Origin of the sequence: Bradyrhizobium sp. BR 1432 (assembly GCF_051547705.1) — a bacterium.
GTDB lineage: Bacteria > Pseudomonadota > Alphaproteobacteria > Rhizobiales > Xanthobacteraceae > Bradyrhizobium > Bradyrhizobium zhanjiangense.
The window spans coordinates 352,791-379,274 of sequence record NZ_JBPUGF010000003.1 but is presented as its reverse complement, the minus strand read 5'-3'; the positions used below and the strand labels follow the sequence as shown (position 1 = coordinate 379,274).

Here is a 26,484-nt window from a genome sequence, read left to right as displayed (position 1 = left end):
CGTGCCGTGCTCATATGATCGCGCTCATCTTTTCTGCCATTGTCATTGCATCGAACACGGCGTTCTGCTCGGCCGGACTCTCGTGGCCGCCGAGGAGTTGCCCCGATTGATCGACATAGAATGGCTGTCCGAGGAGGCTGTTGATAATGAGGCTATTGCGGTAAGCCACCAGCGACAGGTTTGCGCTCTGTAATCCGTGCTGGAGACGACTTTGATTCTGCAAATCGACCGGTCCTGGCATGTTCTGCGTGAAGCTGACCGCGTAGTCAGGGCCGAGCACGGGCAGGTCGTCCTCCATGTGCGCGTTGCTAAGGAGCGACTGCAAAAAGAGGGGAGTGCGCGGCCGAAAGCCCGTAGCGAGGACTATGCGATCAACGACGATCCTGTGATGCTGCTGCTTCGTGAGACCGGTCAGATCTACTTGCCAGCGCTTGTTGAGCGGCGTGATGTGCTTGACGACGACACTGGGGAGTAAATGGAAACTCTCAGACAATGCACCTTCCACCTCTCGTTCATACAGAACGTCATAGAGCCGATTGCACAATTCGGCTGAAATGCCATCGCTTGTCAGCTTTTCATTGTCGATGATGGCACGGCGGTGCTGAAGCGGCAGGGCGTGAAAGCGCCGGCTGTAACGGGGCATATAGGCCTCGTTGACGAAACTGGTATCGTCCATCGCAAACAGGTTTGAGCGCGAAGTGACCCAGGTTATCCGAGGAGAATCGGCGCGATTGAGCATGTGCTCGGCAATCTCCGCGCCGCTCTGACCACCTCCCACAATGAGCACATGCTCGTCCGGTCGAGGTGAGCCACGGTCAAGATAATCGGCCGCATGGTAGACGCTGTCGCCAATGTACGGTTTAGCGCACGGGGGGATCTTTGGCTCAACGCCAACTGCTATCACCACGGCGCGCGCCAGGTATGAAGTTGTGCTCGTACTGACGCGATAGGCGTCCCTGAAGGGGGCAACGTCTAAGACTTCTTCGTTGAAGCGGACCGTGCCGAGTTGACGTGCGACCCACCGATAATAGTCAGTGAACTCCCGCCGCGAAGTCGAGCCGTTGCGTTTGTTGATGAAACTGTAGAGCCGCCCGTGGTGTGCGAGGTAATTTAGGAAAGAATAGGGACTGGTAGGGCTTACCAAGGTCACGCAATCCTTGAACGGCGATACTTGTAGGCGGCTGTTTGGAAGCGCCATCCCCGGATGCCAGCAGAATGCTTCGCGCTTCTCCAGGAATAGTGCGCGTAGAGGTGTAGGTTCAATCAGCGCTGCTAGGCTGAGATTGAACGGACCGATTCCGACGCCGATGACATCCAGCGAATCCACGAAGTTTTCTCTCACGCTTTTGTAAGGTCCCGCTTGAGGAAGATTGTCAGTTGCCGCGTATGAAAGCCTACAATCTGACGCCGCGTGAGATGCAAGATGTTTTGTCGTCTTCCGTACCGAATGTTTTGAGTGAGGTGCCGCCTCTCCTCGCTAACTGCGTCTCACATACGGACGAGTCTCATCGGCGAAAAGACGTAGATCGGCATAAAGCCATGCCAGGACATGTGCGTAATAGTGACCGGCCGCGCCCAAGCGATGTAAACGACTGTCGCGTCTGCTGAAAGCGTTCTCTTTTGGCTGCTGGCGGACACAGCTTGCTGAGAATGCGATACGACTTGAGGTGTTGCGGCTGCCGCTGTCTGAGTGAGGCGAGGCGTGCGATAGAAAAGCCTATCCTCAAGCTCGAAAGCTCTTTGTTAGTCGCAAAAAGTTCTTCAGCAGAGCATCCCCTTGTGGGGTCAGTATCGATTCAGGATGGAACTGGACGCCAAAAGTCGGTTGATCGCGATGCGCAATGGCCATGATCTCGCCCTCGTCCGAGCGCGCCGTTACTATGAGGTGTGAGATGTGTGACTGATCGATCTCAACAATAAGGGAATGGTAGCGCCCCACGCAGAGAGGAGAAGGCAGTCCTTCGAATAGCCCTGCGCCGCCATGCGTGACGTATGAGGACCGGCCGTGCATGGGGCGACGTGCACGTGCCACCTGTGCGCCGAACACACTCCCGATGCACTGGTGTCCAAGGCAAATGCCGAAGATCGGGACACGGCCTGAAAGTTCGCGAACGATCGAGGTAGATATTCCCGCCTCTGATGGGGAGCAGGGGCCGGGGGAAATGACCACGGCGCTCGGCTTGAGACGAGCAATATCACCGACGCCGATCACGTCATTTCGGACCACTTCCGTTGCTTCACCGAGCCTGCGGAAGTAGCGGGCAATGTTGAAGACGAAGGAATCGTAGTTGTCGATGATGACAATCAAGGATCACCGGTAGAATCTGTGGCAAATGCGTCAAACATTCGCTGTGCCTTTACGATTGTCTCCTCGTATTCGGCCGCTGGATCCGACATCGCCGTTATCCCGCCCCCTGCGTGAAACACAGCCAAGCCGCCATCGATCGTGACAGTGCGGATTGCAATATTCGTATCCATGTGGCCGTTGAAGGCGATGAAGCCGATCGCCCCGCAATAGACCTCTCGCGCCACTCGCTCGATTTCGGTAATAATTTCCATCGATCTCACCTTCGGCGCTCCGGTGATGGAGCCGCCCGGAAAGCAGGCGCGAAGAAGGGCAACCGCATCTTGGCTTTTTTCGAGTTCACCCGTAACGACCGACACGAGGTGGTGCACCGAGGCGTAGGATTCGAGATTGCACAGCGCTGGAACGTCAACTGAATGCGAAGTGCATACACGTGACAGATCACTTCGTAAGAGGTCGACGATCATGATGTTCTCGGCACGATCTTTGTCCGAGGTGACCAGGAGTTGAGCCCGACGCTTATCTTCCTTGGAATCGGTAGACCGCGCGCTCGTGCCTTTGATGGGGCGCGTTTCCACCCCTCGCCCGTCGAGCTTCAGGAAACGCTCCGGCGAGCTCGATGCAATGGTGAGAGTGCCGTAGCGCAGAAGCGCTGCAAACGGTGCCGGGTTCAATGACCGCAGTTGGCAGTAGAAGGCAACGGGATCAAATGAGGTCGGCAAGCGCGCGCTAAAACGCTGCGCGATGTTGACTTGAAAGACGTCTCCGGCCTGAATCAGGTCGATCACGCGTTGGACCGCCGCCATGTAGCCCTCGCGGCTGAAGTTCGAGTGCCATGGTCCGACCGCGCCATAGGCGTCATTCCGCGCCGGATTTGAGGTAGCAAGAAGAGCTGCGAACTCATTGGCTCGATGGCGTGCACGCGCAGCTCGGCGCGCGGGATCCTGCTCCGGCCACCCTGTAGAAACGATCCAGCATCTGTTCTCGTGGTGATCGTAGCTGACGACCACGTCATAAAAATGCAGAATGGATTGCGGCAAGCGGTGTTCGGAGGCTGCCGGAACTGGCAATCGCTCCAACGTCCTGTTCAGGTCGTAACCAAAGTATCCGGCCGCCCCGCCCTGAAATGGCGGCAGATCAGGGCGATGCTTTTGCGGATAGTTAGCAAGCAGCGTGCGAAGGACGTCCCATGGATCACCGTCAAGAGCTCGCTCGTTCCAACTTGCCCGTCCGTCCGCGACCATATAGGTGCCGAACGGATCGCAGGTCAGATACGAGTAGCGCCCAAGGATCCCGTGGCTTGATGCGCTATCAAGAAATGTAAGATGGGAGCGGCGGGCGAGGCGGCGCATTGCCGTGACAGGGGCGATCCATTGCAGCTCTTGGACATGCATTGGCTATCAGTCACCAGCGAGTGGTGTTCGCGCGCCTCCGATTGTGACCCGCCAAGCGAGAGCGAGGTTCGATCGGAGGCAAGTTCGTGAGACCGGCGGTCAGCTTAGCCTCAGCCAGCAGAGACCGAGCGGCGAGTGAGGAGCCGCACATCGGTCGATACACAATAGTCTGCCGCGAACCGCAGTTCGCGCAGCGGCCGTACTCGCCTGATCAATTCCTGGTAAAGATCATGCGCCTTGTAGGCTGCGAGTGCCGCCTCGCTCTCGAACTCACCATAAACGATAACGTCGATGTCGTTACCGAGCTGGTCGCTCTTGCGGTTGCGAGCAACCTCCAGCCGGTTTGCATGCGGGATATTCGTGAGAACCGATAGGCCTTCGATGATCCGGTCAATGTGCGCCTCATCCTTGGCGGTGAATAGAACGATGTGACGGATCATGGTTGGCTCTAGGAGTGCTATTAGGGATGCGGCGCATAACTAACTTGGGATCGTGCGCTGCGCAATGCACTCTGCTGCATCGTTGCTTGATGATAAATTGTTCGCTGTTGTACCCCGCACTCCGTAACTCACCTCGGCAGGGGCGTTTCTTGATCAGGAGGATGGGCCAGGCGCTCAATGGTTTGAATGTGACGCGCGAGCAGATTACAGGCTTGGTCAAGGTTGCGCCCTCGCAGGGCCTGCAAGATGAGGCGGTGATCTTGGTTGGACCGTGGGCGCCAGCCGGCCGTCCGCGCCATCGCGAACACTAGCCTAGAGTTCGCAAGCTGTAGTTCGTCAAGGCTGGCGAGCAGTCGCGGCATCGCACAGGGTGCAACCAGAGCGTAGTGAAAGGCCCGATTGGCCATCTCGAAATCCTCAATGGTCTTGGCATTGTCACCTTCAATGAGGGCGAGTTCGATGCGTGCCAGGTGGACCGATGAGAGCTTTGGAGCTGCATTGCGCAGCGCGACCACCTCGAGTGCAGCACGCATCTCGGCGATCTCCTTCACCGAATTCGTGTCGAGCGGAGCAACCCGCACGCCGCGGCGAGGCGCACTCACAACAAGATGTTGAGCCTCCAATTGTCGAAAAGCCTCGCGCACCGGGACGTGACTTGAGTTGAATTCCCGCGCGACATGATCCTGCCGAAGTGGGGAGTCTGGCTGCAGCGCGCCGTTGATAATGCGCTCACCAATCGATTCGGCGATGCGTCCTGCGGTCGTCCTGTTCTCGCTCATCATAGATTATCTACTGGAAAAATGCGTGCGCCCCGACAATGCATCGACTAGCATCAATCCAATGTCGCTGACGATAGATAATTCGCGCGATTATCTATGATTATGGGCTCGATGCTTATGAACGTTTGTGCGGGAGTTGACCGAAACGGAGGCTGCGAGCTCGTGCAGGTGGACGGGGAATGGCAGCGCGCCGCGGCCGAGGCGCTCTATCATCTGCCTTTCGCTGAGCTGATGTTTCGAGCGCAAAGCGTTCATCGCAACAACTTCGATCCAAACCACGTCGAAACAGCGAGCCTGCTCAGCGTCAAGACCGGCGGCTGCCCGGAAGACTGCGGCTACTGCGCGCAGAGCGCGCACTACGAGACAGGGGTGAAAGCAACCCGCCTGATGGATTGCGCCGACGTGGTTGCGGCTGCGCAGCGTGCCAAGGAGGCGGGCGCGACCCGCTTCTGCATGGCTGCGGCTTGGCGAAGTCCTAAGGACCGCGATCTCGATAGGGTCTGCGAGATGGTCATCGCGGTCAAGGATCTTGGCATGGAGACCTGCGTCACGCTCGGCATGCTGACGCCGAAACAGGCGACGCTGCTCTCCGAGGCGGGGCTCGACTTCTACAATCACAACGTGGACACCTCGCCTGATTTTTACCGCAGGATCATCACCACCCGCACGCTGCAGGACCGGATTGACACGCTTGAGCACGTACGCGAAGCGGGCATCAAGATCTGCTGCGGCGGCATTATCGGTATGGGCGAGCGTGTTGAGGACCGCCTCGACATGCTCGTCCTGCTCGCCAACCTCCGAGAGCCTCCGGAAAGCGTGCCGATCAATCTTTGGAACGAGGTCAAGGGGGTTCCTGTCATTGATACCGCGGCGGCTCCCGATCCGATCGCGCTGGTGCGTCTGGTCGCAACCGCCCGGATCATGATGCCGCACAGCGTGATTCGATTGTCCGCCGGGCGACATGACATGACCGACGAATTGCACGCCTTGTGCTTTTTGGCAGGTGCAAATTCAATTTTTATCGGCGACGTGCTGTTGACCACGAAAAATCAGAAAGTGGACCGCGACGCAAAGTTGCTGACCAAGCTCGGCATCACATCCGCCCTGGCCTGAATCATACGGGCAGCGAGCGCTTCGTGTAAAGACCTTCAAGATTAGGTGAGAAATGCAGATTACTTTGTTGAAAGGAAAAATTCACTGCGCATCGGTGACCGAAGCCGATCTGCACTATGAGGGGTCAATCTCAATTGATCGCGCGCTGCTGGACGCGGCAGGGTTCCTGGTGAACGAACGCGTGGAAATTCATAACGTCGAAACCGGCTCGCGGTTCGCCACTTTTGTCACCGAAGCGCCGCGCGGCTCGGGTACCGTAGACTTGAACGGTGCGGCTGCGCGACTTGCCTTGCCCGGAGACAAAATCAGCATCCTTGCCTACGTCTTGCTCGATGAGGCGGAGGCCCAGACGTTCAGACCCCGCATTGTGCTCGTCGATCGAGAAAATCGAACAGTGCCGGTTTGATCGCCAATCGGCCAACCGAAGCCGATTTTCTGCGTGCTGGCCAGAATTTTGCGCGATTTCAAAGCCCTGGGAGTGCACAATGAACTCGGTCCACCCGGGAAAAGCTGCCCCATATATTTCGGCCTTGAACGTCCTGAAAGAAGCCCACCGGTTGCGGAGCCTCAATCCGCGTGCAGGAATCGATTTCACGTCAAACGACTATTTGGCGCTCGCGAGCGCGCCGCGCATGAAGAACGCCGTCTTGGCAGCGATCGAAGCCGGCACACCGATCGGGGCCGGCGGTTCGCGGCTGCTGCGCGGCAATTGCGAGGAACACGAAAGTCTGGAAGCCGAAGCTGCCAATTTCTTTGGTGCCGAAGCAGCGCTCTTCTTTGGCAGCGGTTATGTCGCAAATTTTGCAGTCCTGACGACGGTGCCGCAGAAAGGCGATCTGCTCGTTCTCGATTCTCTGGTGCACGCGAGCATCCATGAAGGTGCGCGAGCCGGCCGCGCTGACTTTCGGATGAGCACGCATAACGACCCAGAGTCGGTTGAAAGCACGATTCGTGACTGGCGGGCAAAGGGCGGAGTTGGCCGCATCTGGATCGTGGCCGAAAGTCTCTACAGCATGGACGGCGATTTCGCGCCGCTCAAAGAGCTGGTTGCGCTCGCCGACCGGCATGATGCGTTCCTGATGGTGGATGAGGCCCATGCCACAGGTGTTTACGGTGCGAAGGGACGGGGGCTCACCGCCTCCTACGAGGGACGAGAAAATCTCCTGATCGTTCATACTTGCGGCAAGGCGCTCGGCGCTGCGGGGGCGCTTGTCACGGCATCCGGCATTCTGCGAGACTTCATGGTCAATCGGTGCCGTCCATTTATCTTCGCCACCGCTCCCTCGCCGTTGCTCGCAGTCGCCGTTCGAGAGGCGATTCTGATCCTGCAGCAGGAACCCGAGCGTCAGCAGCGCCTCAGCGAACTGGTCGCGTTCACACATGGGCAGATCAAGCAGCGCGGTTGGACAAGTCCGTCGGACTCGCAGATCGTGCCATACATCGTGGGCGACAACGCGCGTGCGATGCGGCTTGCCTCTGCGCTGCAGGCTCGCGGCTTCGACATCCGTGGAATCCGCCCGCCAACCGTGCCGACGGGCACGGCCCGCCTGCGAGTGTCGCTGACGCTCAATGTCGCCGAGAGTGACGTACGCGCAATGCTCGATGCTCTGGTCGAGGAGACGGAAGGTAGACTTCAATGAGTTCAAGGATCGTGGTGACGGGCACAGATACCGGGATCGGAAAGACGGTGTTTTCTGCTGGGCTCGCGAACCTTCTCGGCGCAAATTATTGGAAACCGATCCAGGCTGGCCTCGACGGAGAGTCCGATACCGAGACAGTCGCACGGTTAGGCGGCTTGTCGGCCGCTCGCATCATCCCAGAGTGCTACCGCCTTCGAACCCCCGCTTCGCCCCACTACTCTGCTGAGGTCGATGGAATTCGCCTTGATGCAAATTCGCTCGAGGTGCCGGACACGGGGGACAGCCATTGGTCATCGAGGGCGCGGGCGGGCTGATGGTGCCGCTGAGTGGCGATACACTTTACATCGATGTGTTCGAGCGCTGGCGGCTTCCTGTTGTGCTCTGCGCGAGTACAGAGCTGGGCACTATCAATCACTCACTGCTCTCGATAGAGGCTCTCCGAAAACGTGAGATCCCCATTCTCGGGATGGCCTTCATTGGCGAAAGAAACGCCGAAACTCAGACCGTCATCCGCGAGATGGGCCGGGTGCGTTGGCTAGGACGATTGCCATGGCTCTCTCCCCTCACCCCCGATACGCTGCAGGCGGCGTTCATAACCTCATTTCGGGCAGATAGTTTCAACTTGCATGCCAAAGAATAAGTCTCCGATCTGGCATCCGTTCACGCAACACGCTCTTCAAGACGAAATGACGAGGGTTGTTCGTGGAAGTGGTGCCTATCTCCACACTTCGGATGGTCGCCGTATCATCGATGCAATCTCATCCTGGTGGGTGGTGACGCATGGTCATTGCCATCCACATATTGTGCGCGCAATTCAGGAACAGGCAGGCAAGCTCAATCAGATTATCTTTGCCGGTCATACCCACGATCCTGCGGAGGAAGTTGCCGCGCAGCTTCTGAAGCTGGCGCCCCGCGGGCTCGAGCATGTCTTTTTCTCGGACAGCGGCTCAGCAAGCGTCGAAGTCGCGCTAAAAATGGCGCTTGGCTATTGGCATAATGTAGGCAAGCAACGAATCCGCATCGTCGTGATGCAACATTCCTATCATGGCGACACAATAGGTGGGATGTCGGTCGGAGCCCGCGGTGTCTTCAACGAGGCGTACGGACCCTTGCTGTTCGACGTCACCTCAGTCCCGTTTCCCGCAACAGGTCGTGAACAGGAGACGTTGGACGCCCTTGAGTCCGCATGTCGAAACGAGATTCCGGCAGCCTTTATTGCGGAGCCTCTGATCTTAGGGGCCGGCGGAATGCTGATGTATCCAGCCTGGGTACTCAGGGAGATGAAGCGGATCTGCGAGGCATCGGACGTCCTGTTCATTGCCGATGAGGTCATGACCGGCTGGGGCCGCACGGGAACACTCTTCGCCTGCGAGCAAGCCAATATCACACCGGATATCGTCTGTTATTCCAAGGGCATTACCGGAGGAGCGCTTCCCCTCGCGGTAACACTCTGTCGCGCGGATATTTTCGATGCCCACTACTCGAAAGATCGCACGCGTACTTTCTTTCATTCGAGCTCATATACCGCAAATCCTGTGGCCTGCGCGGCCGCAAGAGCCAATCTGGAGCTCTGGCAAGATCCCAATACTCGCCAACGCGCGGCGGCGATCGCCGTGATGCAAGAACAGGCACTTGAACCGTTCCGGGCCGATGCACGCTTCGAAAATGTTCGTCGAACCGGCACGATTACAGCACTTGATCTGAAGACGAGCGATTCGGGTTATCTTGCGGACATAGGTCCAAGCTTCACGCCTTCTTCAAGAATCGAAATCTGCTGCTGCGGCCGCTCGGCAATACGGTCTACGTGATGCCGCCGTACTGCGCGACTGCGGCAGATCTCGATGAAATCTATGCTGGCATCTGGGATGCCGCGGATGCGCTGGCTGGAAAGGAAGCACTGCGGGCATAGAACGCGAAAGCGAGCGTTATTAACCTCTCGGCGCTGTTGGGATGATCGCAATCGCCAAAACCCGACCCTGCCGTAGGCGTCAGTAGAGGACTGAGAAAGCGCTGAAATTGGCGCGCGTCCGATCCGGGCCGACGCAACCCGCTATACGTTCAGCCAGCCCGCAAATTACGAACGCTGATCTGAACCGTGGCTGTTCGTCGCCTGTCCCAGCGGACCTACAAAGATGCAACGTCTCGGATCACCGGCCAAGATCGGCGTACCGACCTCATCCACATGACATCGACACCTCATCCTGCGTGGTGGCGGATTGTCGGTTCGCGACGAAATTTCGGTAAGTTGACGATGGGTACGGTCAACCAGAGCGCAATAAATTGACAATTCAGGCCGGCACGCGACTTGCTTTGTTTAGGGCGCCATACCGATTGTTTTCGAGAGCGGGGCCAGGTCGATCGGCAATTTCGAGCAAAGGCGCGGAGCTAAGTTATGTCGCAAACCGACGTCGAGCATTTCGTCAACGATTTAGGAAAAAAAGGTACTCTGCTTAAAAGTATCAAACCAGTTGCTACGGGTCTTGCACCGATTGTAGCGATGGCAAAGAGCCTCGACTACGATTTCACCCTTGATGACGTTAAGAGCTACATCCGGGTGGACCGCCGACAGAAGTCGAGGGAAAAGAAGCCAAAATCTATTGCGGGCCGCAAGCACTGTTCCGGCGCTGAAGCATTGAGCAGTCTTGTACAAACCCGTGATTTGGCTAATTGCGCTATGGACCTGCCGACGAGCACTATGCAAGTGGCGGAAGTGTTCCCGAGCTTCGCTGCGGTCGTCCTTATTGTTGTTATTGTTGTCTCGGTCGCATGAAAGGAAACCTCGTCGGGGGTGAGATCATGCGGTCAGGCCTACAAGATGACGGTTTAGGGGCGCACCCGTACGGTCAAAGCGAACACTGTCGACAGATTGTTGACCGGCTCACCCCCGAGCGGCGACACGCGTTTTCGCACGTCAAGCGCTTCATGGAGCGGCTGGCCGGTGACCTAGAGTTCCGTAGGGCACTTTCGGAGAACACCGACGCCCCCCGGGCTGTAACAGAGCGCTACGGCATCGAGGTTGACCCGATGGAGATGCTGCCGCTCTGGCGCGAGGGTTACGTCAAATATCGCTTTAAGCCGGAGTCGGCCCCGTGGCCGCTGGCGATGATGTGGGACGAGCATATGGGCGAGATGTTGCGTCATCGCGACCTCCTGCGCGACCAAGGCGGAATGTCGACGATCAATCCTCGCTTTCATGCTTGGCGTGAGCGCCAAATTCGGCGTTGCAGCGACGAATTGGGCAAATCGGCGCCGGCGGTCACCCATCCCATTCTCGCTTTCGAGCTGAGCGAAGGCTGCAGCGTCGGTTGTTGGTTCTGCGGACTCTCGGCCGATAGCTTTCAAGGCTATTACGAGTATAGCAAAGAGCATGCAGAGCTTTGGCGCGGCGTGGTCGGCGTCGCGAGCGAGATGTTTGGTCCGGCGGCCCGTACTGGCTTCTGCTACTGGGCCACAGAGCCTATGGACAATCCACACTACGACCGATTTCTGTTCGACTACTATCAGATCACGGGCACATTGCCGCAAACAACGACGGCAGTCCCGCTCAAGGATGAGGCCCTCACGAGGCGAGTGCTCGAACTGTTCAACCTGCATGGAACTACGACGAATCGTTTTTCCGTGCTGAGCACAAGACATCTCAATGAGATCCACTCGGCATTTTCGCCTGAGGAACTGATGCGAGTCGAACTCATCCTGCAGGGCAAGCAGGCGCCGATCGCAAAGGCTCTGACAGGACGTGCGCTCGAGCGGAAGGAGAAGCTCAGGGTCGTCGACAAAGATGATGCAATCGCCATCCTGGAGCGCGATCACACGACCATCGCGTGTGTTTCGGGCTTCCTCGTCAATATGCGGCAGGGGCGTTTACAACTGGTCACGCCGGTACCGGGTAGCGAACGCTGGCCCCTCGGGTACCGCATCCTGGGTCAACATTTCTTCAGGACGCCTGACGAGTTTAAGGAGGGGATGCAGAGTATGATCGATCAACATATGCTCGATAGCCCAGCCCCAGACCTGCCGATCCGCTTCCGCAGGGATTTGCAATACGAACCAGGAAACCAGTACTTTCATCTCCGCTCACGTAACAAGGAACACCGGGTGCTCGACGACGTCGGTCCGATCTCCGTTGGGGAGCTCATTGCGTGCGGCAACTGCACCGCGTCGGAGCTGGTTAGGCGGGTCACGACAGACGCAACCAGCGTACTTGCGGTCGCGGACCTGCTCGATCAGTTATACGCAGCGGGGGTCATCGAAGAGGACCTCAATGACCGCTTCACCTGAGAAAGACCGGATGGCGAAGCCACATGGAAGGGCCAAACACGCGGCTTCCTGTGCGGCCTTGGCTTCATTTCTCATCGAGGCGCTGCACCACGTCCCTCTGAACGAACCGCGGCGTCTTACCATCTGCCGGTATGGAGCGTAATGACAAAGCTGCACAAGTCGGTCGAGCCCCAGGGCCAACGATACGCAGCCATCGGCTGACAGAGTAGCGCAGGGTACAGTGAACTTCATGGACGCTTCTCCATCAGGAAACGAATTCGGCCAGCCGCCGGGCCTAATAGTGGTACTCGTATCCAAGCCCTTCGCACGGCAGAGCTGCGAACTTTTTAGGCTGGAGTGTCTCGACGGGTACTTGGCGCCGTCGGATATCGTAGGAAAAGCAGCGGCGCGTCGCCGAAAACTACGACGCGCCGACGATTGGTGGCCGTAAACGCGGCGTGAAGGGCTGTACGCGAGCCAATTGTTCGCGTGCTGCCGGTTGGTGCGCTAAGGCCGCCGCTGCGCATGTTCCGGCAGTGCCTTTACGCTGTCCCCGGCATCGCCCTCTTCTCCGACGTCCTCGTCTTCACCTCCTGCGCCGCGCATGAAGACCCAAGTCATCGAGGTCGAGTTTGGCGCTCGCACCTGCAGCTCAATTTCATATAGGGAAGTGAGAGATGTCTCGACCTCAACCTCGCGCCTTGGCGGAGTCCTCAGTGCGAGTGAGGGGGACCGCTTCTTCTCTGGCAGATGGACGCGCGCCACGAACCGGGCCGACCTTATCCGATGGCGAGCAGGACCTTCCTTTGATGATCGCGCTACCATTTGGATGTTTAGCTGCGTCTGTTCTTGACTTTTGAGGCGCACATTTGTCTTTTCGGCTCGCCACTGGCGGTTTTCTGCTGTCTTCCTGACAAGCGACGACTCCAGCTATGCGGATCGGCTGACGGATCAAACTTAAGATGAGCCACATTTCGGACCGGCCTATTGAACGCGTCACGATTCCAGTGCTGCAGCAGTGGAAAGGCGAGGGGCGGCGTGTTGCTATGACCACCGCTTACGATGCGGTCACGGCTCGCATCGCCGACCCCATTGTCGACATTCTCCTTGTCGGGGATAGCGTTGGCAATGTCTGCCTCGGTTTCGACAATACGCTACCGGTCAGTATGGCGATGATGAACCATCACCTCGAAGCCGTGGCGCGCACAAGGCCTCATGCCTTGCTTGTTGCCGATATGCCCTTTCTAAGCTTTCACCTCAGTCCCGAGGAGACGATTCGCAGCGCCGGAGGCTTCCTGCAGCGGGGGGCCGATGCCGTGAAACTCGAGGGTGGAGCAAAGCGTGCCGACACGGTACGCGCCTTGATCGATTGCGAGATTCCAGTGATGGGCCATCTCGGCCTGACGCCGCAGAGCGTCAATATGATGGGTGGTTTCAAGGTGCAGGGCCGGAAAGCCGATGATGCCTTGCGTCTGCTCGACGACGCCCACAGTCTGCAGGAGGCCGGATGCTTCGCTCTCGTCCTGGAGGGCATCCCGGCCGAGCTCGCCGCTCGAGCGACCGAGTCCCTGACGATACCGACGATCGGGATCGGGGCTGGTCCCAGTTGTTCCGGCCAGGTGCTTGTATTCCATGATGTGCTCGGCTTGACCGAAAGTCATCGGCCCAAATTCGTCCGCGCCTATGTCGAGGGTTTTCGGCTATTGCAGGAGGCGCTGTCCCGCTGGGCCGCAGATGTCCGCAATGGTGCATTCCCGGCGGCACAAGAATCGTATCGGCTTCCTGTAGGGTTGAGCGATGCGATCGCAAATTGGGCGCCTTCCGATCCAACCTGATGTCAAGCTCGAACATGCAAACGATTACGACGGTCGCTGAGCTTCGTGACGCTCTTGCAAAAGCGCGTGACAAACGTGTCGGCTTCGTGCCGACAATGGGCTATCTGCATGACGGCCACTTGGCGTTGGTCGAGGCAAGTCGTGCACAGTGCGACGTCACGGTCGTAAGTATCTTCGTCAACCCCACTCAGTTCGGGCCGACCGAGGACCTCAGCACCTATCCGCGCGACTTTTTGCGCGATGAAAAGCTGTGTCGCGATGCCGGTGTCGCGATCGTCTTCGCTCCAGAGGCACGGGAGGTCTATCCGGTTCAGTTTGAGACCTTTCTTGAACCCGGCGAACTAGCAAAATCATTGTGCGGGGCGTTCAGGCCGGGACACTTTCGAGGTGTCGCAACCGTCGTCTGCAAGCTGTTCAACATGGTGCAGCCGGATATCGCATTTTTCGGACAGAAGGATTTCCAGCAATGCGCTGTCGTGCGGCGGATGGTAATTGATCTCAATCTTCCGATCGAGATCGTCACCGTGCCAACCGTTCGGGAGCCGGACAGGCTCGCCATGAGCAGCCGCAATCGATACCTCAATAAAGAAGAGCGCCGGAGGGCTCTTGCGATCAGTCGCGGTCTGTTCGCTGCGGAGGCTGAATTTCGTGTCGGCGAGCGCCAATGCGAGAAGCTCGTCGCGATCGCTAGGCGGCATTTGGACGAAGTCGACCGGCTGCAGTACCTCGAGCTGGTCGATGCCGACACGCTTGAGCCGGCCTCGAGTCCCCTGAGCCATCCTGCGGCTCTATGCGCTGCGGCTTACGTCGGGTCGACACGGCTGATCGATAACCTACTTCTTAAGCCGTAAGTGAGCACGTCATAGGGGCGATCAAGCTCTAGCGACCACATCGACCGCCACGACGCCGCGTGGTAAAACGGGATGATCATCACGCGCGAAGATCACTGCTGAACAAGAGCGCGGGCGTCCCGACTCTGCGCATAGCGAAACAAGTGCCAATCGAGGGGTGGCCGTCCTGTTTCTGTCCGATCCGGCCAATCTTGTCGTGTGGTGGTTGTGCGGCAATTTGTCTGCCGTCCGCAATCTCACCTTTTCTGAGCGCTGCGACACAAAACGCCACGCCATAATTTCATACGACTTGCCGTCCGTCTTCCTCAGTAAGGCATGCACTTGAGTTCGCCACATCAAACACAGCGGTCACATCTCAGCTGCCCGCAGTGATGACGCTGATCGAGCAGCTTGGGACGGCAATTGGTTTGCTGCCCTTTGACAGTGCGAGTTGGCGCTTACTTCCTCTAGTGCAGGCAAAATGCACGTCATTTCAATTCAAGTTAAAATTCGCCAGAAATCGGCTTTGAGCCGCAGGATTTAGGCTCAAATTCGCGCCGGATTGCAGCAATCAAGATCGGATCGCGCTTATAGTCACTAACCTCGGCGAAGCCGTTCCATGGAGTGGTTGCTTCGTCAAATCGATGCACATCAAACGCTTGCGCGGACCTCCGTACCGTCCGGCAGCTTGGCGTCGGCCGACGTTGCCTGCGCGCGTAGTGCTGAAACGCCGGGCAAGGATATCCACCTAATACCGCCATAGGAGGCGAGAATGCGTAATGGCTTCCATCATTCAGAACATGATCCAGGAATTTGCTGTGCTGTCTGCGGTGGAAGGTTCGGTCTGATCCGCTACTACTGCTGGCGAACGCCGCTTTGTTCCAAGAAATGCATCACGCGGTTCAAGGCGCGGCGAGAGGCCGATCAAGAATGGCTTCGCTGGTTGCGAGCGGCCTAATTAATCCCCGTGTACACAGACCTTGGGGGAGATTGCATTGCCGCGATGCGTCTTGAGCGTCCACCCGGGCCATAGGCGGTGTTACTGCGCGACAGTCGAGGAATACGCGTCAACCCTGCGCTTCCGCATGTGATCTGCGGTCGCCCGAGATTGGCACGCTTTCGAAACTCGAATCGTTGCAAAATCTCAGGCCGGACGGACTACCCTAATGGGCTATACCATGAAAGCCATCCTGGTGAATGACCGAACCCCGTACGGCGAGCAAACCTGCACGACCTGTTCTCGGCCGTTAGGTCCTGGTTACCTGCGAGATGTAGCAACGCGGAGAGAATATTGCGGCTACGATTGCTACCGACTCTGTCACCTAACAGACATCGCCATCCCTTTCCGCAACCAGCGTGCCTTCGTTGGGCATGATAGGAAAGATCTTGCTCCTGTTGGACTCGCAGCCCTGCTGACCGCGGCTTCGTGCTGGATACAGGTCGGGCTAGCCACAATGTCATGGATCAATACGATCGCGTACCCAGCAGAGCCGTCTAAAGCTGAAAGACCTCCGTCGGCTTAAGCGGGAGGAAACGCGAAGGCCTAGCTTTACTGCATGGTAAGTGCAGATTGAACTGATTTGACCCTCGCGTGGTGCGGAGAACGGCGACCAAACCCGCCCTGCGGCTGATTTCGAGTGAGAAGGACATATGTCAGGACGCAGGTGCTTCCTTTCGTTGAGCCGTATGCCAGCGCCTTTCGACAGAGGAGTTGCGAACGATAGAATGGCGCCGACCCATGTCATTGGTTGTCGTTGTGCAATGGTCGCTCGCGTTGGCGGGGCCACCGCCTCTGAAAGCGGCGGCCCCTTGCCGCGAAGCAGCCGGCTACGCGAAACATAGGCAGCTCCGCGGCTGCAGCACAATGAGCGCCCTCGATATGCGGGACAACGAGCTTCGCTCGTTAGCATTACCGGTTATGGTTTCCGCTGTGCAATGCTGCATGCTACTGTCGTGACCTGGTAAATGGGCCATTCAAAGCAACTGTTTGTTTGAGAGATAGATGTCGCTTTCGGTTGAGTTAATTGTCAAGGGCTATGTCAGGCTAAGGGATCGTGACGCGCTAGAGGACCTTCTTGCGCATCGGCGGGAGCTGCTGAGGCAACTAAGAAGCGTCACGGGCATCGATCCAAGACAAGCCGTCGAGCAGATAACCCAAGAAATCTCAGTAATCGAAGCTGGCCTTGCGATGATCGCGCCAGAGTGATTGGGCGCCCGACCATTCAGTTGTCGCGCAACTGTAGCGGCTCCGCCGCTCCCTGTCCCTGCGGGTTGCCCCAGGGCGACCAGCCCGAGTAAGGAACAGCAGCTCGCCCGATAACGCCTTCCAACGAACGAAGCGCCGCGCCGAGTATATGGCGCGGCGACCTCGGCTCGGCTGGACCCGGACGAGCAATGACCGGTCTGCGGAGCCTAGCGCCCCTCAGAACCGCCGCAACCAAACGCCTGCATTAAGCTTGATGTCGCCGCAGCGAGTTAATTCGGGAAAGGCTCAGCTAATGTTGGCAGCACGTCTTCGGCGGCATATGGCCTATCAGGGGAGTGATGACGTGCTGAGGCACGGCGGACGTGATCAGAACAAGCCCTGGCTTGAAAGCCAAAACTCCATATCAGATTTCGCTCGGCTTCGGTCTCGCGGCTTCACTTGCTCACCTGATTAGGCCGATCAAGAAAATCCAGGGCGGTTCTTATCTGCTCGAGCTGTTGCTCGATCCTTTCGCGCTGCCGAACATCTTGGGCCGAATCAAGCTGCTCGATAAGCTTCTGCTTTCGGGCAAGCAGATTTTTAATGACCGTGCTCATCCGACCTCCGTTGACCAGCTCGCAATCCATCGTGCGATGCTGTTCAGTTCGTTATCAACATCCAGTGCGGCTCCTTGAGAAGCCAGAACAGCAGTTGGGGCCTGCGGCTCGCTGAGACTAGCGGTCGCGCCAAACGAGACAGTTGGGAGGATCGACCTGACGCATATTCATTTGATAACCTGCGTGATCGTGATCGTGGAGTACGGAGAACGACACTATGGGCCTAATGATGGGGACGGTGTCTCCGTTGGGCGCGTCGGCAATATCGGATACGCGATCTTGGGTGGGCGCCCGCTCAGTGAATTGAGAAAAGCAACAATATCGCTGTTCTCCTTCTCGCTGAGCTTGGCACCGAGCTGGACTTCACTCATAACACCTACGGCTTCCTTGAGCGTCCAAACCTGACCCGAATGGAAGTAGGGAGCCCGCAAAGCGACGTTGCGCAAGGGTGCAACGCGGAATACGTACTCGTCGCTGAGGACCTTGGTGACTGCGAACCGTCCCTTGTCGGCCGCGGGAAGCAGTTTGCTGTCGGGTTTTTCAAGCACACCAAACGGTACGAAGTCCTGCCCACCGATATTGATTCCGTTGTGGCAAGAAGCGCATCCCTTCTCCATGAACAGCTTTAATCCCTCTTTCTGCTGATCATCCAGCGCGTCGACGGCACCATTAAGGTACTGATCGAACGGAGCCGCCGGCGTTGTGAGAGTTGCTTCAAAAGCCTCAAGTGCTTTCGCAAAATTGTCAAAACTAATAGCTGGTGTATCATCCGGAAACGCTTGCTTGAACATCCTGACATAGTCTTTCATCGAGTTTAACGTGTTCAACACGTGATCCGGAGTCGCATTCATTTCGACGCTCGCCTGAACGGGTCCCTTGGCTTGTGCCTTGAGATCCGGCGCGCGTCCGTCCCAGAACTGCGCGACATTAAACACCGAATTGTAGACGGTTGGCGCGCGACGCGCTCCCTTTTGCCAGCCGTGGCCAACTGAGGTCGGACCGACGTCGACCCCACCGGTGCCAAGATTATGGCAGGTCTTGCAGCTAATGATCCCGCTTGCCGAAAGGCGAGGATCGAAGAATAACATCTTACCGAGTTCGACCTTCTGGGCAGTGACAGGATTGTCCTTAACCGTGGGGGTCGCAGAGGGAATCGGCTTCAAACTCTGTCTGGCTGCCGTCATCAAATTGTCATCTGCAATAGCATGGAATGAGACGAACACTGCAACAGCAGCAATAGACGCCTTGCGCATCACGTGAGACTTCCGACTCTTTCAATACGACTACCAAGCACTATTCTTTAGAGAGCGCTCGCTACATGATGGCCTGCCGCCATGCAGGAACTGAGCCATCCCGCGCGAGTGCATCGCCGCTGGTCTCTCCCTGGTCGACGTCGGCTTCGTGCCACTATGCGGGCGGACCGACACAAAGTGGGTTCGGCGCAGCGTGAAACATGTCGTGACATCGCTCGTATAGCAGCCGCAAAGCGCCAACGGCACGCTAGTTGCAGCGAGAACATCAGCGGCACTTGTCAGACGAATTCAGATGACGATTGCTCAATTGGGTTCAAACCGATGCCATAGATGTCGCACTATCGTTTTGTCTGGCCGATCGAACCTGGGAAGATTTCGCCACTGCACCGCGGTCACCTTCAATTACTGGCTTGGGGCTTTTGCGTGGAGAAGGCGGCGGCTATGACTGCCAGACTGAAACGTGGCCGAGCTTCGCGAAAGTGCGAGAAGACTTAGCTTCCCGTCTGCCTCAATGCATGGTGACCCGCCGTGGTCGCCCCGCACCGCGACATTCCAGGTGGCTTGTCATCCGACAGGGCGCCGAACCCAAAACTCACGCTGATTCTTAAGTGAAGGAGAGCTGATCGAGAGTTCCTTATGGCTAAAGAGAAGTACATGAAGCCATTACCCCAAGCGTTGTACTGCCAAGCTGACCAGCACGCGCGCAGTCATCAGAAAAGCTCTAGGGTGACACGAGAGCTGAGCGCGCGGTTCACCATGCGCGCTGCGATCGCGACGTGCGCGCTAAGGATCTGCAGCGGCGGCGACACTGCCGGGCAACTGCTGTTGCTTACCCGCGGCCACCTTCTTCAGTTTCGCGGCCATTCTTCAAAGACAAACTCGTCAATTGCGAGAAGAACCATGAGCTATGTAATTCGACACCGGTCCAGTACACTTTTGACTAGCGCCGTATCGCTGCTCGCCGTTACGAGCGCGTACGCACAAGGTCGTCTCACCGAACCAGCCTCACGCGTTGTGCTGTGTACCCAGCACAGGAACAAAGATTGTCCAATTAATCTGTGGAGAGCAAATGCCATGGAAAGCGGCAAGTTCTTCCGGCCGTGGACGGGGGGCTGCTCGACTCGATCGCACCGACCGACGTGCAAAACGCGACGCCACCAAAGGATGGCCACATCGCCGGTAGTAGCGTTCGCGGTGATGTGCCGTTGCTCGATGAGCAGACGCCAACGCGCTGGGAGAAGATTCGGCTGCGCTCGGGCGCGAAGCAGAATTTCAAGTGGGAATACAGCACGGTTCGACTAACACGTCGTTGGAACTACTTCATCACACGGATAGGCTGGAATCCATCAATCCCTCTCACGCGCGCGCAGTTCGAGCTGAAGCCATTCTGCACGATTGAGCATCTCGGCCAGCCGTTCTGGGATCCGAATGCCAATCTGATGCCTCCGAAGCTCACCGTGCACACGTGTGAGCTACCCAAACGCAGCGGCTATCACATCATTTTGGCGGTGTGGGAGGTCGCCAATAGCCCTATGGCGTTTTATCAGATCATTGACGCGACGTTCGAGGAACGAAAATCGTCGAGCGCCAGTGATTCCGATTGAAAAGAAACAAGTTGCTGTCGCAGCCGAAATCCAGGCACTTGGCCGGCCTGAACAGATCCACGACAAACATTGCTGTGCCAGCAAAGGACACGCCGACTGAAGGCAGTTATCCTCGACTTCGCTCCGTGATAGTCGGGCCTCAGAGATCTGCGCGTTGTCGTTGCTCCCTGGGGTGCTAGCCTCGAAGATGTCCTTTTGAGCTGTGATGGGCGCCACGCACGATCCGCCCTCAAAAACGGCTGCAGCCTCTAGCTATGAAGGGCGTGCCGATCTGAGCGCCCGCACTGCTAGCATCTACATGAAGGGCCACCTTCTCAGGATCTCGCCCATGCTGACGAGAGGCTTACAGCTTCGGCCCCATAGTGCAAAGGTCAGTTGCTGACAGCTTGCGGCCATCGCGGTCCCAGAGCTTACCGTTTCACCTGTTTTTGAGTAGGACGCGCCGACCAGGCCCGAGCCGACCTGACGCCCTGAAACGATAAAGCGCCGAGTCCTCCCTATGCCCGCCGAGGGACGTGGTGAGACGTGAACAGAGCAGGCAGCGTGCCATATCGAAGGCGGCAGGCTTCGGTAGGCATTCGGGCCGTCGCGACTTCGAGCGCGCGGAGCGTCTCATTGCTGGAATTGGCGCACAGCTGGCAAGCCATCTTTGCTACTGGCGTATTGTGGGAAGACCAGGGTGGGCCTTCTCCGGGAGAAAGCACCTGCAAGCCGCTTGCGAGATCCTCCAACACGACTGACCGTCAGGCATTGCGGAACAACAACGTTGACGGGAGCGCGCGAAGCTTCTCTGCGCCGAATTTCGGTCAATGGGCCGTCCGGAGCATTGGCGTTAGCGGCGGCGAATCGCCATGCTGTATCTCACCAATGACCTTGAAGCCGTGACGCTCGTAAAAGGGAATGTTTTCGGGGTTTGAACTTTCGAGATAGGCGGCAGTGCCCTCCGAATCACATCGTTTCAGAGCGTGTTTCATCAGCAGGGTGCCAAGTCCCGTTCCCACCCAGTTCGGATCGGTGGCAATGAGAGGCAGATACCAATGGGGCTCGGCTGGATGATGTTCGGCCATTCCCAGCCGTAGCTGTGCCATATCCTCGGTGATCTCCGGGCGTAGGGAGTGAGCCATAATTGCATCGAGCGCCTCCTCATCTTGCTGCACGCCGGGTGGCAGCCAGAGGGCCGCCGCGCGAATCCCTTCCGTCACGTATGCCGTTCCATGCTCGAATGCTCGTCCGCCGCAGGCCTTAACGAACTGAGGCATGCTCGCAAGATATTGGTTTGGCTCAGGCCAACTCCATCGCGCCAATGGGTCTGCGGCAAAGCCCAGCACAAGCGTCCAAACGGTGGTTGCCTGCGTTTTTGCGTGCGCAGATTTGATGCCCGTCTCCGCTGTCATGATGCCTCTTCCAAGTCTCTATTTGAGCGCTAAAGTTACAAAACTAGATCGCACCCCGGGTGCCTCTGAACGAGCACAGAGCGGATGCACCAATGGAGTGTCGTCGGCCGCATTTCGTTTCCGTTCCAAGCTCTTCTCGTCCCTCACATGGTTGCGCTTACGACCGCTTCAGAACGAACGCTCGCCAGTTGACCCTTCAATCGGATCTCCTTGGCGGGCTTCGCTGCTTCGTCGATCTGGGAGCGTCATCACGCCGCCCCTAAAGCAGGCTACGAGTGTGTTCGCGTTGATAGGCGTCGCGGGCCTGCAACAGTCCTCGAAGGAAGCGACCTAGCGAACTTTTCGAGTTTGCAACGAGAGGAACTCTTGGGACACGCTCGGCAGGAACAGCTGCGTTCGAGATCGCGGGCAGTTAGTAAGCGTCGCACATCAAGGTCGACGGCAGGCACTGATCTTGTGCGATAACACCTCGATTCCCAGTGAGCTGTTCTGGTTGAGGTCTCTCGTTCAAAACACGTGCCAACTTTGCGAGCCTCGGGCCATCTCCTTGAATGTTCGAGTCCTGACATCTTCGGAATAAGTCGCGCTTGATCTGGATCTAGCAATTATGATCCTTACCCCTCGTCGCGCTGGCGATGGCAGAGCCTCGAAGGGCGGCATAGCGAATAGTTGCGAGAAAGTTTAAGCGCGAAGAGGGATGCAAACTCGAGCTGTTGAAAGAGGAGCGACTTTCCTTCCGCCGATAATCTGGTTGTGGTCGCGATCGTGGCGACAAGAATGTAGCATTCCATTCAAGGAGAGCGTCTCATTCGCGCAACAAATGTCGCGTTTGACGAAGAATTACAAAATCGGATTATCTCAACCGCCGGAAAAATAGTTTGTCTTCGACTCGCGCGGACGCAAGTTCTCTGAGAGGATAATGAGGAATGATGCCGACCAGGGACGTTCTTGATGCGTAACAGCACTGTCGACCAAGCGAGTGATTTGACGGAGTCCGCGGCTTGCCGGTGCGTTTGGGCGTACGCGTGTGGCGCCATTGTATTGCGGCTCGGATTGAGTCCGAGGCGAATGTCGTTCTTCCTGAACCAATAGCTTAGACGACGTCTGTGAATAGCACGTGAGCCGCGCCCGTTTCAACGGGCGTGACGGCTGGGCGCTGCCCGTCTCAGATCGTCGCTCTTCTCCGCGCAAGCCTAAATCTTGAGGGACAACCAGGATGACTGTGAACAAGAATCCAATCAAGTTCGCTTACTGGGTGCCGAACGTATCCGGCGGCCTTGTGATTTCTTCGATTGAGCAACGAACCAGCTGGGATATCGATTACAATCGCAAGCTTGCCCAGATCGCCGAGAAAGCCGGCTTCGACTATGCTTTGAGTCAGATCCGATTCACTGCAGGTTATGGCGCCGACAATCAGCACGAGTCCGTCAGCTTCTCCCAGGCGCTCCTTGCCGCGACCGAGAAGCTCAAGGTTATCGCTGCGCTTCTTCCAGGGCCTTGGAACCCGGCGCTGGCCGCAAAGCAGATTGCGACGATCAGCCAGCTCACCAATGCGCGCGTTGCGGTCAACATCGTATCGGGCTGGTTTCGCGGCGAATTCCACGCGATCGGCGAGCCTTGGTTGGATCATGACGAGCGTTACCGCCGGTCGGAGGAATTCATCAACGCGCTTCGCGGGACTTGGACCGAGGAAACGTTTACCCTGAAAGGCGACTTCTATCGGTTCAACGACTATTCACTCAAGCCAAAGCCGCTCGATCCGTTACCGGAGATCTTTCAGGGTGGCTCCTCGCGGGCAGCCCGGGACATGGCAGCTCGCGTGTCCGATTGGTATTTCACCAATGGCAACACGCCAGATGCTCTGAAGACCCAAGTTGAGGACATCAGGACCAAGGAAAAGGCCTTCGGCAAAAACTGGCAAACCAAGATTGGAATCAACGCCTTCGGTATCGTCCGAGAAACGGAAGACGAGGCGAAGGAGGTGTTGCGTGAGATCATCGAGCAGGCGATCCCCGATGCAGTACGTGGCTTCCATCATGAGGTTCAGAATGCCGGTAATGCCAGCCCGGAGCGCGAGGGCAATTGGGCCAAATCCACATTTCAGGATCTTGTTCAATACAATGATGGCTTCCGCTCCAACCTGATTGGCACCCCGCAACAGGTCGCCGAACGCATTATCGAGCTCAAGGGCGCTGGTGCGGATCTGATCCTGCTCGGATTCCTCCATTTTCAGGAAGAGGTCGAGTATTTCGGCAAGCACGTAATCCCGCTGGTCCGCGAACTCGAAGCGAACCAACTCGTGCGCGCTGAGGCTGCCGAATAGGCGCTGCAAGGAGAGGCAGCCAAGTGACTGGGATTGTGACGGAAGAGAGTGCGCTTCGTCTGGATGAGGGGACTCCCGAAGAACCTTTCCGTTCCCGGAGGCGAGAACGTGGCGCAGCGAGCGTTGGCCGAATGGAACGTTTGCGCTCATGGCGGCGACGTGCAACAACGCTATCCCTGCCGCAACCGAGGCATCGTTGGCGGTTCGGCGCGGCGAGGTCGTCGCTCTGCTCGGCGCCGACGGAGGGGGCAAGGCGACAACCCTTCAGTCAATCTCGGGACTCCTGCCGGCGCGATGCGACCAGGTGGCCGGCGGGCGGATCATCTTTGATGGTTGCGACCTCGTACATGCGTCGCCCGCTAAGTTAGTTCGGTCCGGGGCGTTCCCGTGCTTGAAGGTCGTTGTTGAGCATTTTCCTAGCCTCGAAGCAGCTCAACAAAGAGCGGGGCCTCTCGATCCTGGTAGCTGAACGGAATTCGGCGGTCGCGCTACGCTTTTCGGCCCATGCAGTCGTTTTCGGGAACGGCCATAGCGTCCTGTCCTGCGCATCAATCGCCTTGCGCACCCGCGACGACATTAAGGCGCGCTTACTTCGGGACTCTGTCCAAACTGAGTGCAGAAGGAAAGTGCTGACGCACGCCGTGGCTTGAATTCGCTGGAAAAAGGAGAGACTGACTATGGCTACAGCCAAGCTGGTGCAGAACTTCGACCTCTATTCTCGGCTGGATGCTGCCATCGACGCGACCGTAAGAACCAATGCTGATCGCAATGATCTCGAAAGCCGCTTTCCAAAAGAGAATCTGAAGGCGTTGGCGGAAGCGGGTTGGACCGGCGTTTTGAACGAGACCCGGTTTGGCGGTCTTGGCCTAGGCCATGCGGATTTCGCCGAAGCTGCCTATCGCATTGGTCAGGTCGATGCATCGACGGGCCTCGTCTACGTCATGCATGTCGGCGCGGCTCAGACGGTCAACCTGTATGGCAACGATGACCAGAAGGAACGCTGGCTCAAAGCGAAGAACGGCACCCTTCTTGGCACATATTCGACCAGCGAACGCGCGACCGGCGGACACTGGTGGTACAATCTGTCCGAAGCCTCACGCGATGGCGACGATTATCTGCTCGATGCGAGGAAATCATTCACGACGAGCTCCGGTCAGGCCGATTTCTATGTGGTCCAGACACGCACGCCCGGCGCCAAAGATCAGGCCGACATTGTCCTCTTCATCGTGCACGGCAAGTCTCCGGGGATCGAATCGAAGCCTTGGAACGCCCTCGGCGTGCGCGCCAATCACTCGGGGCCCATCCACTACAACAACGTGCGGGTACAGCGGCGGGACCGGCTCGGCGCAGAAGGGCAAGGCAAGGAAATCATCTACAATGGTGTCTCACCCGTCTATCTGATCGGGCTCGGCGCCGTCTGGGAAGGCCTTGCCCGCGGCGCGTTGAATGCCGCCGTCAAGCACACTGAGAGTTTCGTGCACAAGGATCGGAACAAGAGACTTGCGGATTACCAAGCGATCCGGCAGGAGCTCGGTGCGGCCAAGGTGCTCGTCGAATCATTGCGGCCGTGGCGGCTCGAACTGGCAACAAGGCTGGACGAACTCTGGCGCGCCGGCAAGCCGCAGAGCGAAATCCTGATCTCGCTAACCGAGTTCAAGGTGCATGCCGCCGAGGTGGCGAACAAAGTTGCAGCCGCTGCGCTAACAGTGACCGGAGGCTACGGCTATCACCGAGGGCCGATCGAACGTTCCTTTCGCGACGCGCGCGCGGCCATTGCCATGGGCCCATCGAACATCATCGCTCGGGACTGGATCGGAAAATCTCTGGTCGGCCTGCCGCTAGAGCTCTTTTACGAAGGGGGAGAATAGGTCGAACGCCAGTTCCGAAACGTCTCCATGCCGCAACAGATGGGCCATCAGGCTAAGGTGAGGAACGCAGGTCAAGGCGTCGGCCAGCCCGGGGGGCGACCTATCCGGCCTTGGGAGTTCTTCATGACTATACTAGTTGAACGTGCCGATCGAGCCGGGCGAGAGCCGGAATTCCATGTCGTCCCAAGGGCGCAACTCATCAGTTCTGATACGGAGGCGATTGACACTGCGCACAAAGTGGCCGCCGAACTAGCGCTCGAAGCTGCTGCGCGCGATCGGGAACCGCATCTGCCGGTAGCCGAGCTTGATCGCTTTTCGTCAAGCGGTCTTTGGGGCATCACCGTACCGAAGGCTTATGGTGGGGCCGGCGTCTCCTCCGTGACGGTTGCAGAAGTGCTCAAGATCATCTCGGCCGCAGATCCCTCGCTTGGGTAGATTCCGCAAAGTCATCTCAGAGTCCTGGACCTATTGGGACTGACTGGCTCGGAAGAGCAGAAGCACTTCTGGTTTGGTCAGGTCTTGCAAGGCTATCGTTTTGGCAACGCGGTCTCAGAAGCCAAAAGCAAGCATATCGGCATTTGCCAGACGACGATGACCCCTGATGGCGACGCTTATCACATTAATGGTCAGAAGTTCTATGCGACCGG

At 57.7% G+C, this 26,484-nt stretch carries 21 protein-coding genes and 2 pseudogenes; 16 read left to right on the top strand and 7 right to left on the bottom strand.

What is annotated here, in order from left to right:
• Window positions 1–10 precede the first annotated feature (10 nt).
• The 5 genes from ACSKB8_RS01990 to ACSKB8_RS01970 all read right to left on the bottom strand — a co-directional run bounded on the left by ACSKB8_RS01990 (window position 11) and on the right by ACSKB8_RS01970 (window position 4,921).
• On the bottom strand, window positions 11–1,327 hold the full coding sequence (locus tag ACSKB8_RS01990) for a lysine N(6)-hydroxylase/L-ornithine N(5)-oxygenase family protein (protein ID WP_438102147.1): 1,317 nt from the start codon (window positions 1,325–1,327) through the stop codon (window positions 11–13).
• Between the two features lie 396 nt (window positions 1,328–1,723).
• Entirely contained in the window at window positions 1,724–2,308 is a 585-nt protein-coding gene (locus ACSKB8_RS01985) for an anthranilate synthase component II (protein WP_438102145.1), read from the bottom strand.
• On the bottom strand, window positions 2,305–3,699 hold the full coding sequence (pabB, locus tag ACSKB8_RS01980; protein WP_438102143.1) for an aminodeoxychorismate synthase component I: 1,395 nt from the start codon (window positions 3,697–3,699) through the stop codon (window positions 2,305–2,307). Before pabB ends, ACSKB8_RS01985 begins: the two co-directional genes overlap by 4 nt.
• A gap of 110 nt (window positions 3,700–3,809) precedes the next feature.
• Entirely contained in the window at window positions 3,810–4,139 is a 330-nt protein-coding gene (locus tag ACSKB8_RS01975; protein ID WP_438102141.1) for a Dabb family protein, read from the bottom strand.
• 128 nt (window positions 4,140–4,267) lie between these two features.
• Window positions 4,268–4,921, bottom strand: a complete 654-nt coding sequence (locus ACSKB8_RS01970; protein WP_438102139.1) for a GntR family transcriptional regulator — start codon at window positions 4,919–4,921, stop codon at window positions 4,268–4,270.
• A gap of 114 nt (window positions 4,922–5,035) precedes the next feature.
• On the opposite strand from ACSKB8_RS01970, the gene bioB reads away from it, so the two are divergent.
• The 11 genes and pseudogenes from bioB to ACSKB8_RS01915 all read left to right on the top strand — a co-directional run bounded on the left by bioB (window position 5,036) and on the right by ACSKB8_RS01915 (window position 17,473).
• Window positions 5,036–6,031: a biotin synthase BioB gene (gene bioB / locus ACSKB8_RS01965; RefSeq protein ID WP_438110339.1), complete on the top strand. Its 996-nt coding sequence runs from the start codon at window positions 5,036–5,038 to the stop codon at window positions 6,029–6,031.
• A gap of 52 nt (window positions 6,032–6,083) precedes the next feature.
• Window positions 6,084–6,437 (top strand): aspartate 1-decarboxylase, encoded by a 354-nt coding sequence (gene panD / locus ACSKB8_RS01960; RefSeq protein ID WP_438102137.1) that lies wholly within the window; start codon window positions 6,084–6,086, stop codon window positions 6,435–6,437.
• A gap of 79 nt (window positions 6,438–6,516) precedes the next feature.
• A complete protein-coding gene (locus ACSKB8_RS01955) occupies window positions 6,517–7,671 on the top strand; it encodes an 8-amino-7-oxononanoate synthase (protein WP_438102135.1) in 1,155 nt (384 codons plus the stop codon).
• Window positions 7,668–8,311 (top strand): annotated as a pseudogene (gene bioD, locus ACSKB8_RS01950) (dethiobiotin synthase). Before ACSKB8_RS01955 ends, bioD begins: the two are co-directional and overlap by 4 nt.
• A pseudogene (locus tag ACSKB8_RS01945) lies at window positions 8,298–9,580 on the top strand (adenosylmethionine--8-amino-7-oxononanoate transaminase). The pseudogenes bioD and ACSKB8_RS01945 overlap by 14 nt, the downstream one beginning before the upstream one ends.
• A 483-nt stretch (window positions 9,581–10,063) precedes the next feature.
• Window positions 10,064–10,441 (top strand): Nif11 family protein, encoded by a 378-nt coding sequence (locus ACSKB8_RS01940; protein ID WP_438102134.1) that lies wholly within the window; start codon window positions 10,064–10,066, stop codon window positions 10,439–10,441.
• 26 nt (window positions 10,442–10,467) lie between these two features.
• Window positions 10,468–11,949: a radical SAM family RiPP maturation amino acid epimerase gene (locus ACSKB8_RS01935; protein WP_438102132.1), complete on the top strand. Its 1,482-nt coding sequence runs from the start codon at window positions 10,468–10,470 to the stop codon at window positions 11,947–11,949.
• A 941-nt stretch (window positions 11,950–12,890) separates the two neighbouring features.
• On the top strand, window positions 12,891–13,763 hold the full coding sequence (gene panB / locus ACSKB8_RS01930; protein WP_438102130.1) for a 3-methyl-2-oxobutanoate hydroxymethyltransferase: 873 nt from the start codon (window positions 12,891–12,893) through the stop codon (window positions 13,761–13,763).
• Between the two features lie 14 nt (window positions 13,764–13,777).
• Window positions 13,778–14,614, top strand: a complete 837-nt coding sequence (panC, locus tag ACSKB8_RS01925; protein WP_438110338.1) for a pantoate--beta-alanine ligase — start codon at window positions 13,778–13,780, stop codon at window positions 14,612–14,614.
• A gap of 1,981 nt (window positions 14,615–16,595) precedes the next feature.
• Window positions 16,596–16,799, top strand: a complete 204-nt coding sequence (locus tag ACSKB8_RS01920) for a hypothetical protein (protein WP_438102128.1) — start codon at window positions 16,596–16,598, stop codon at window positions 16,797–16,799.
• 383 nt (window positions 16,800–17,182) lie between these two features.
• Window positions 17,183–17,473, top strand: coding sequence for a hypothetical protein (locus ACSKB8_RS01915; RefSeq protein WP_438102126.1), 291 nt, complete (start codon window positions 17,183–17,185; stop codon window positions 17,471–17,473).
• Window positions 17,474–17,610: 137 nt separating this feature from the next.
• Here ACSKB8_RS01915 and ACSKB8_RS01910 read toward each other — a convergent pair whose 3' ends face one another.
• The gene (locus ACSKB8_RS01910; protein WP_438110336.1) at window positions 17,611–18,648 is read right to left on the bottom strand and encodes a cytochrome-c peroxidase; all 1,038 of its coding nucleotides are present in this window, start codon (window positions 18,646–18,648) and stop codon (window positions 17,611–17,613) included.
• A gap of 1,100 nt (window positions 18,649–19,748) precedes the next feature.
• Here ACSKB8_RS01910 and ACSKB8_RS01905 point away from each other — a divergent pair.
• Complete coding sequence (locus ACSKB8_RS01905; protein ID WP_438102124.1) at window positions 19,749–20,252, top strand: lytic polysaccharide monooxygenase; 504 nt, start codon at window positions 19,749–19,751, stop codon at window positions 20,250–20,252.
• A gap of 806 nt (window positions 20,253–21,058) precedes the next feature.
• Here the strand turns inward: ACSKB8_RS01905 and ACSKB8_RS01900 are convergent.
• Window positions 21,059–21,646 carry a GNAT family N-acetyltransferase gene (locus ACSKB8_RS01900; protein ID WP_438102122.1) on the bottom strand — a complete coding sequence of 196 codons (588 nt, stop codon included), beginning with the start codon at window positions 21,644–21,646 and terminating at the stop codon, window positions 21,059–21,061.
• Between the two features lie 1,216 nt (window positions 21,647–22,862).
• Here ACSKB8_RS01900 and sfnG point away from each other — a divergent pair.
• From sfnG to ACSKB8_RS01880, 4 genes are all read left to right on the top strand, one after another.
• Window positions 22,863–23,969, top strand: coding sequence for a dimethylsulfone monooxygenase SfnG (sfnG, locus tag ACSKB8_RS01895; protein WP_438102120.1), 1,107 nt, complete (start codon window positions 22,863–22,865; stop codon window positions 23,967–23,969).
• Between the two features lie 148 nt (window positions 23,970–24,117).
• A complete protein-coding gene (locus tag ACSKB8_RS01890) occupies window positions 24,118–24,438 on the top strand; it encodes an ATP-binding cassette domain-containing protein (RefSeq protein WP_438102118.1) in 321 nt (106 codons plus the stop codon).
• A gap of 208 nt (window positions 24,439–24,646) precedes the next feature.
• Complete coding sequence (locus ACSKB8_RS01885; RefSeq protein ID WP_438102116.1) at window positions 24,647–25,837, top strand: acyl-CoA dehydrogenase family protein; 1,191 nt, start codon at window positions 24,647–24,649, stop codon at window positions 25,835–25,837.
• Window positions 25,838–25,864: 27 nt separating this feature from the next.
• On the top strand, window positions 25,865–26,272 hold the full coding sequence (locus ACSKB8_RS01880) for an acyl-CoA dehydrogenase family protein (protein ID WP_438102114.1): 408 nt from the start codon (window positions 25,865–25,867) through the stop codon (window positions 26,270–26,272).
• Window positions 26,273–26,484: the final 212 nt, after the last annotated feature.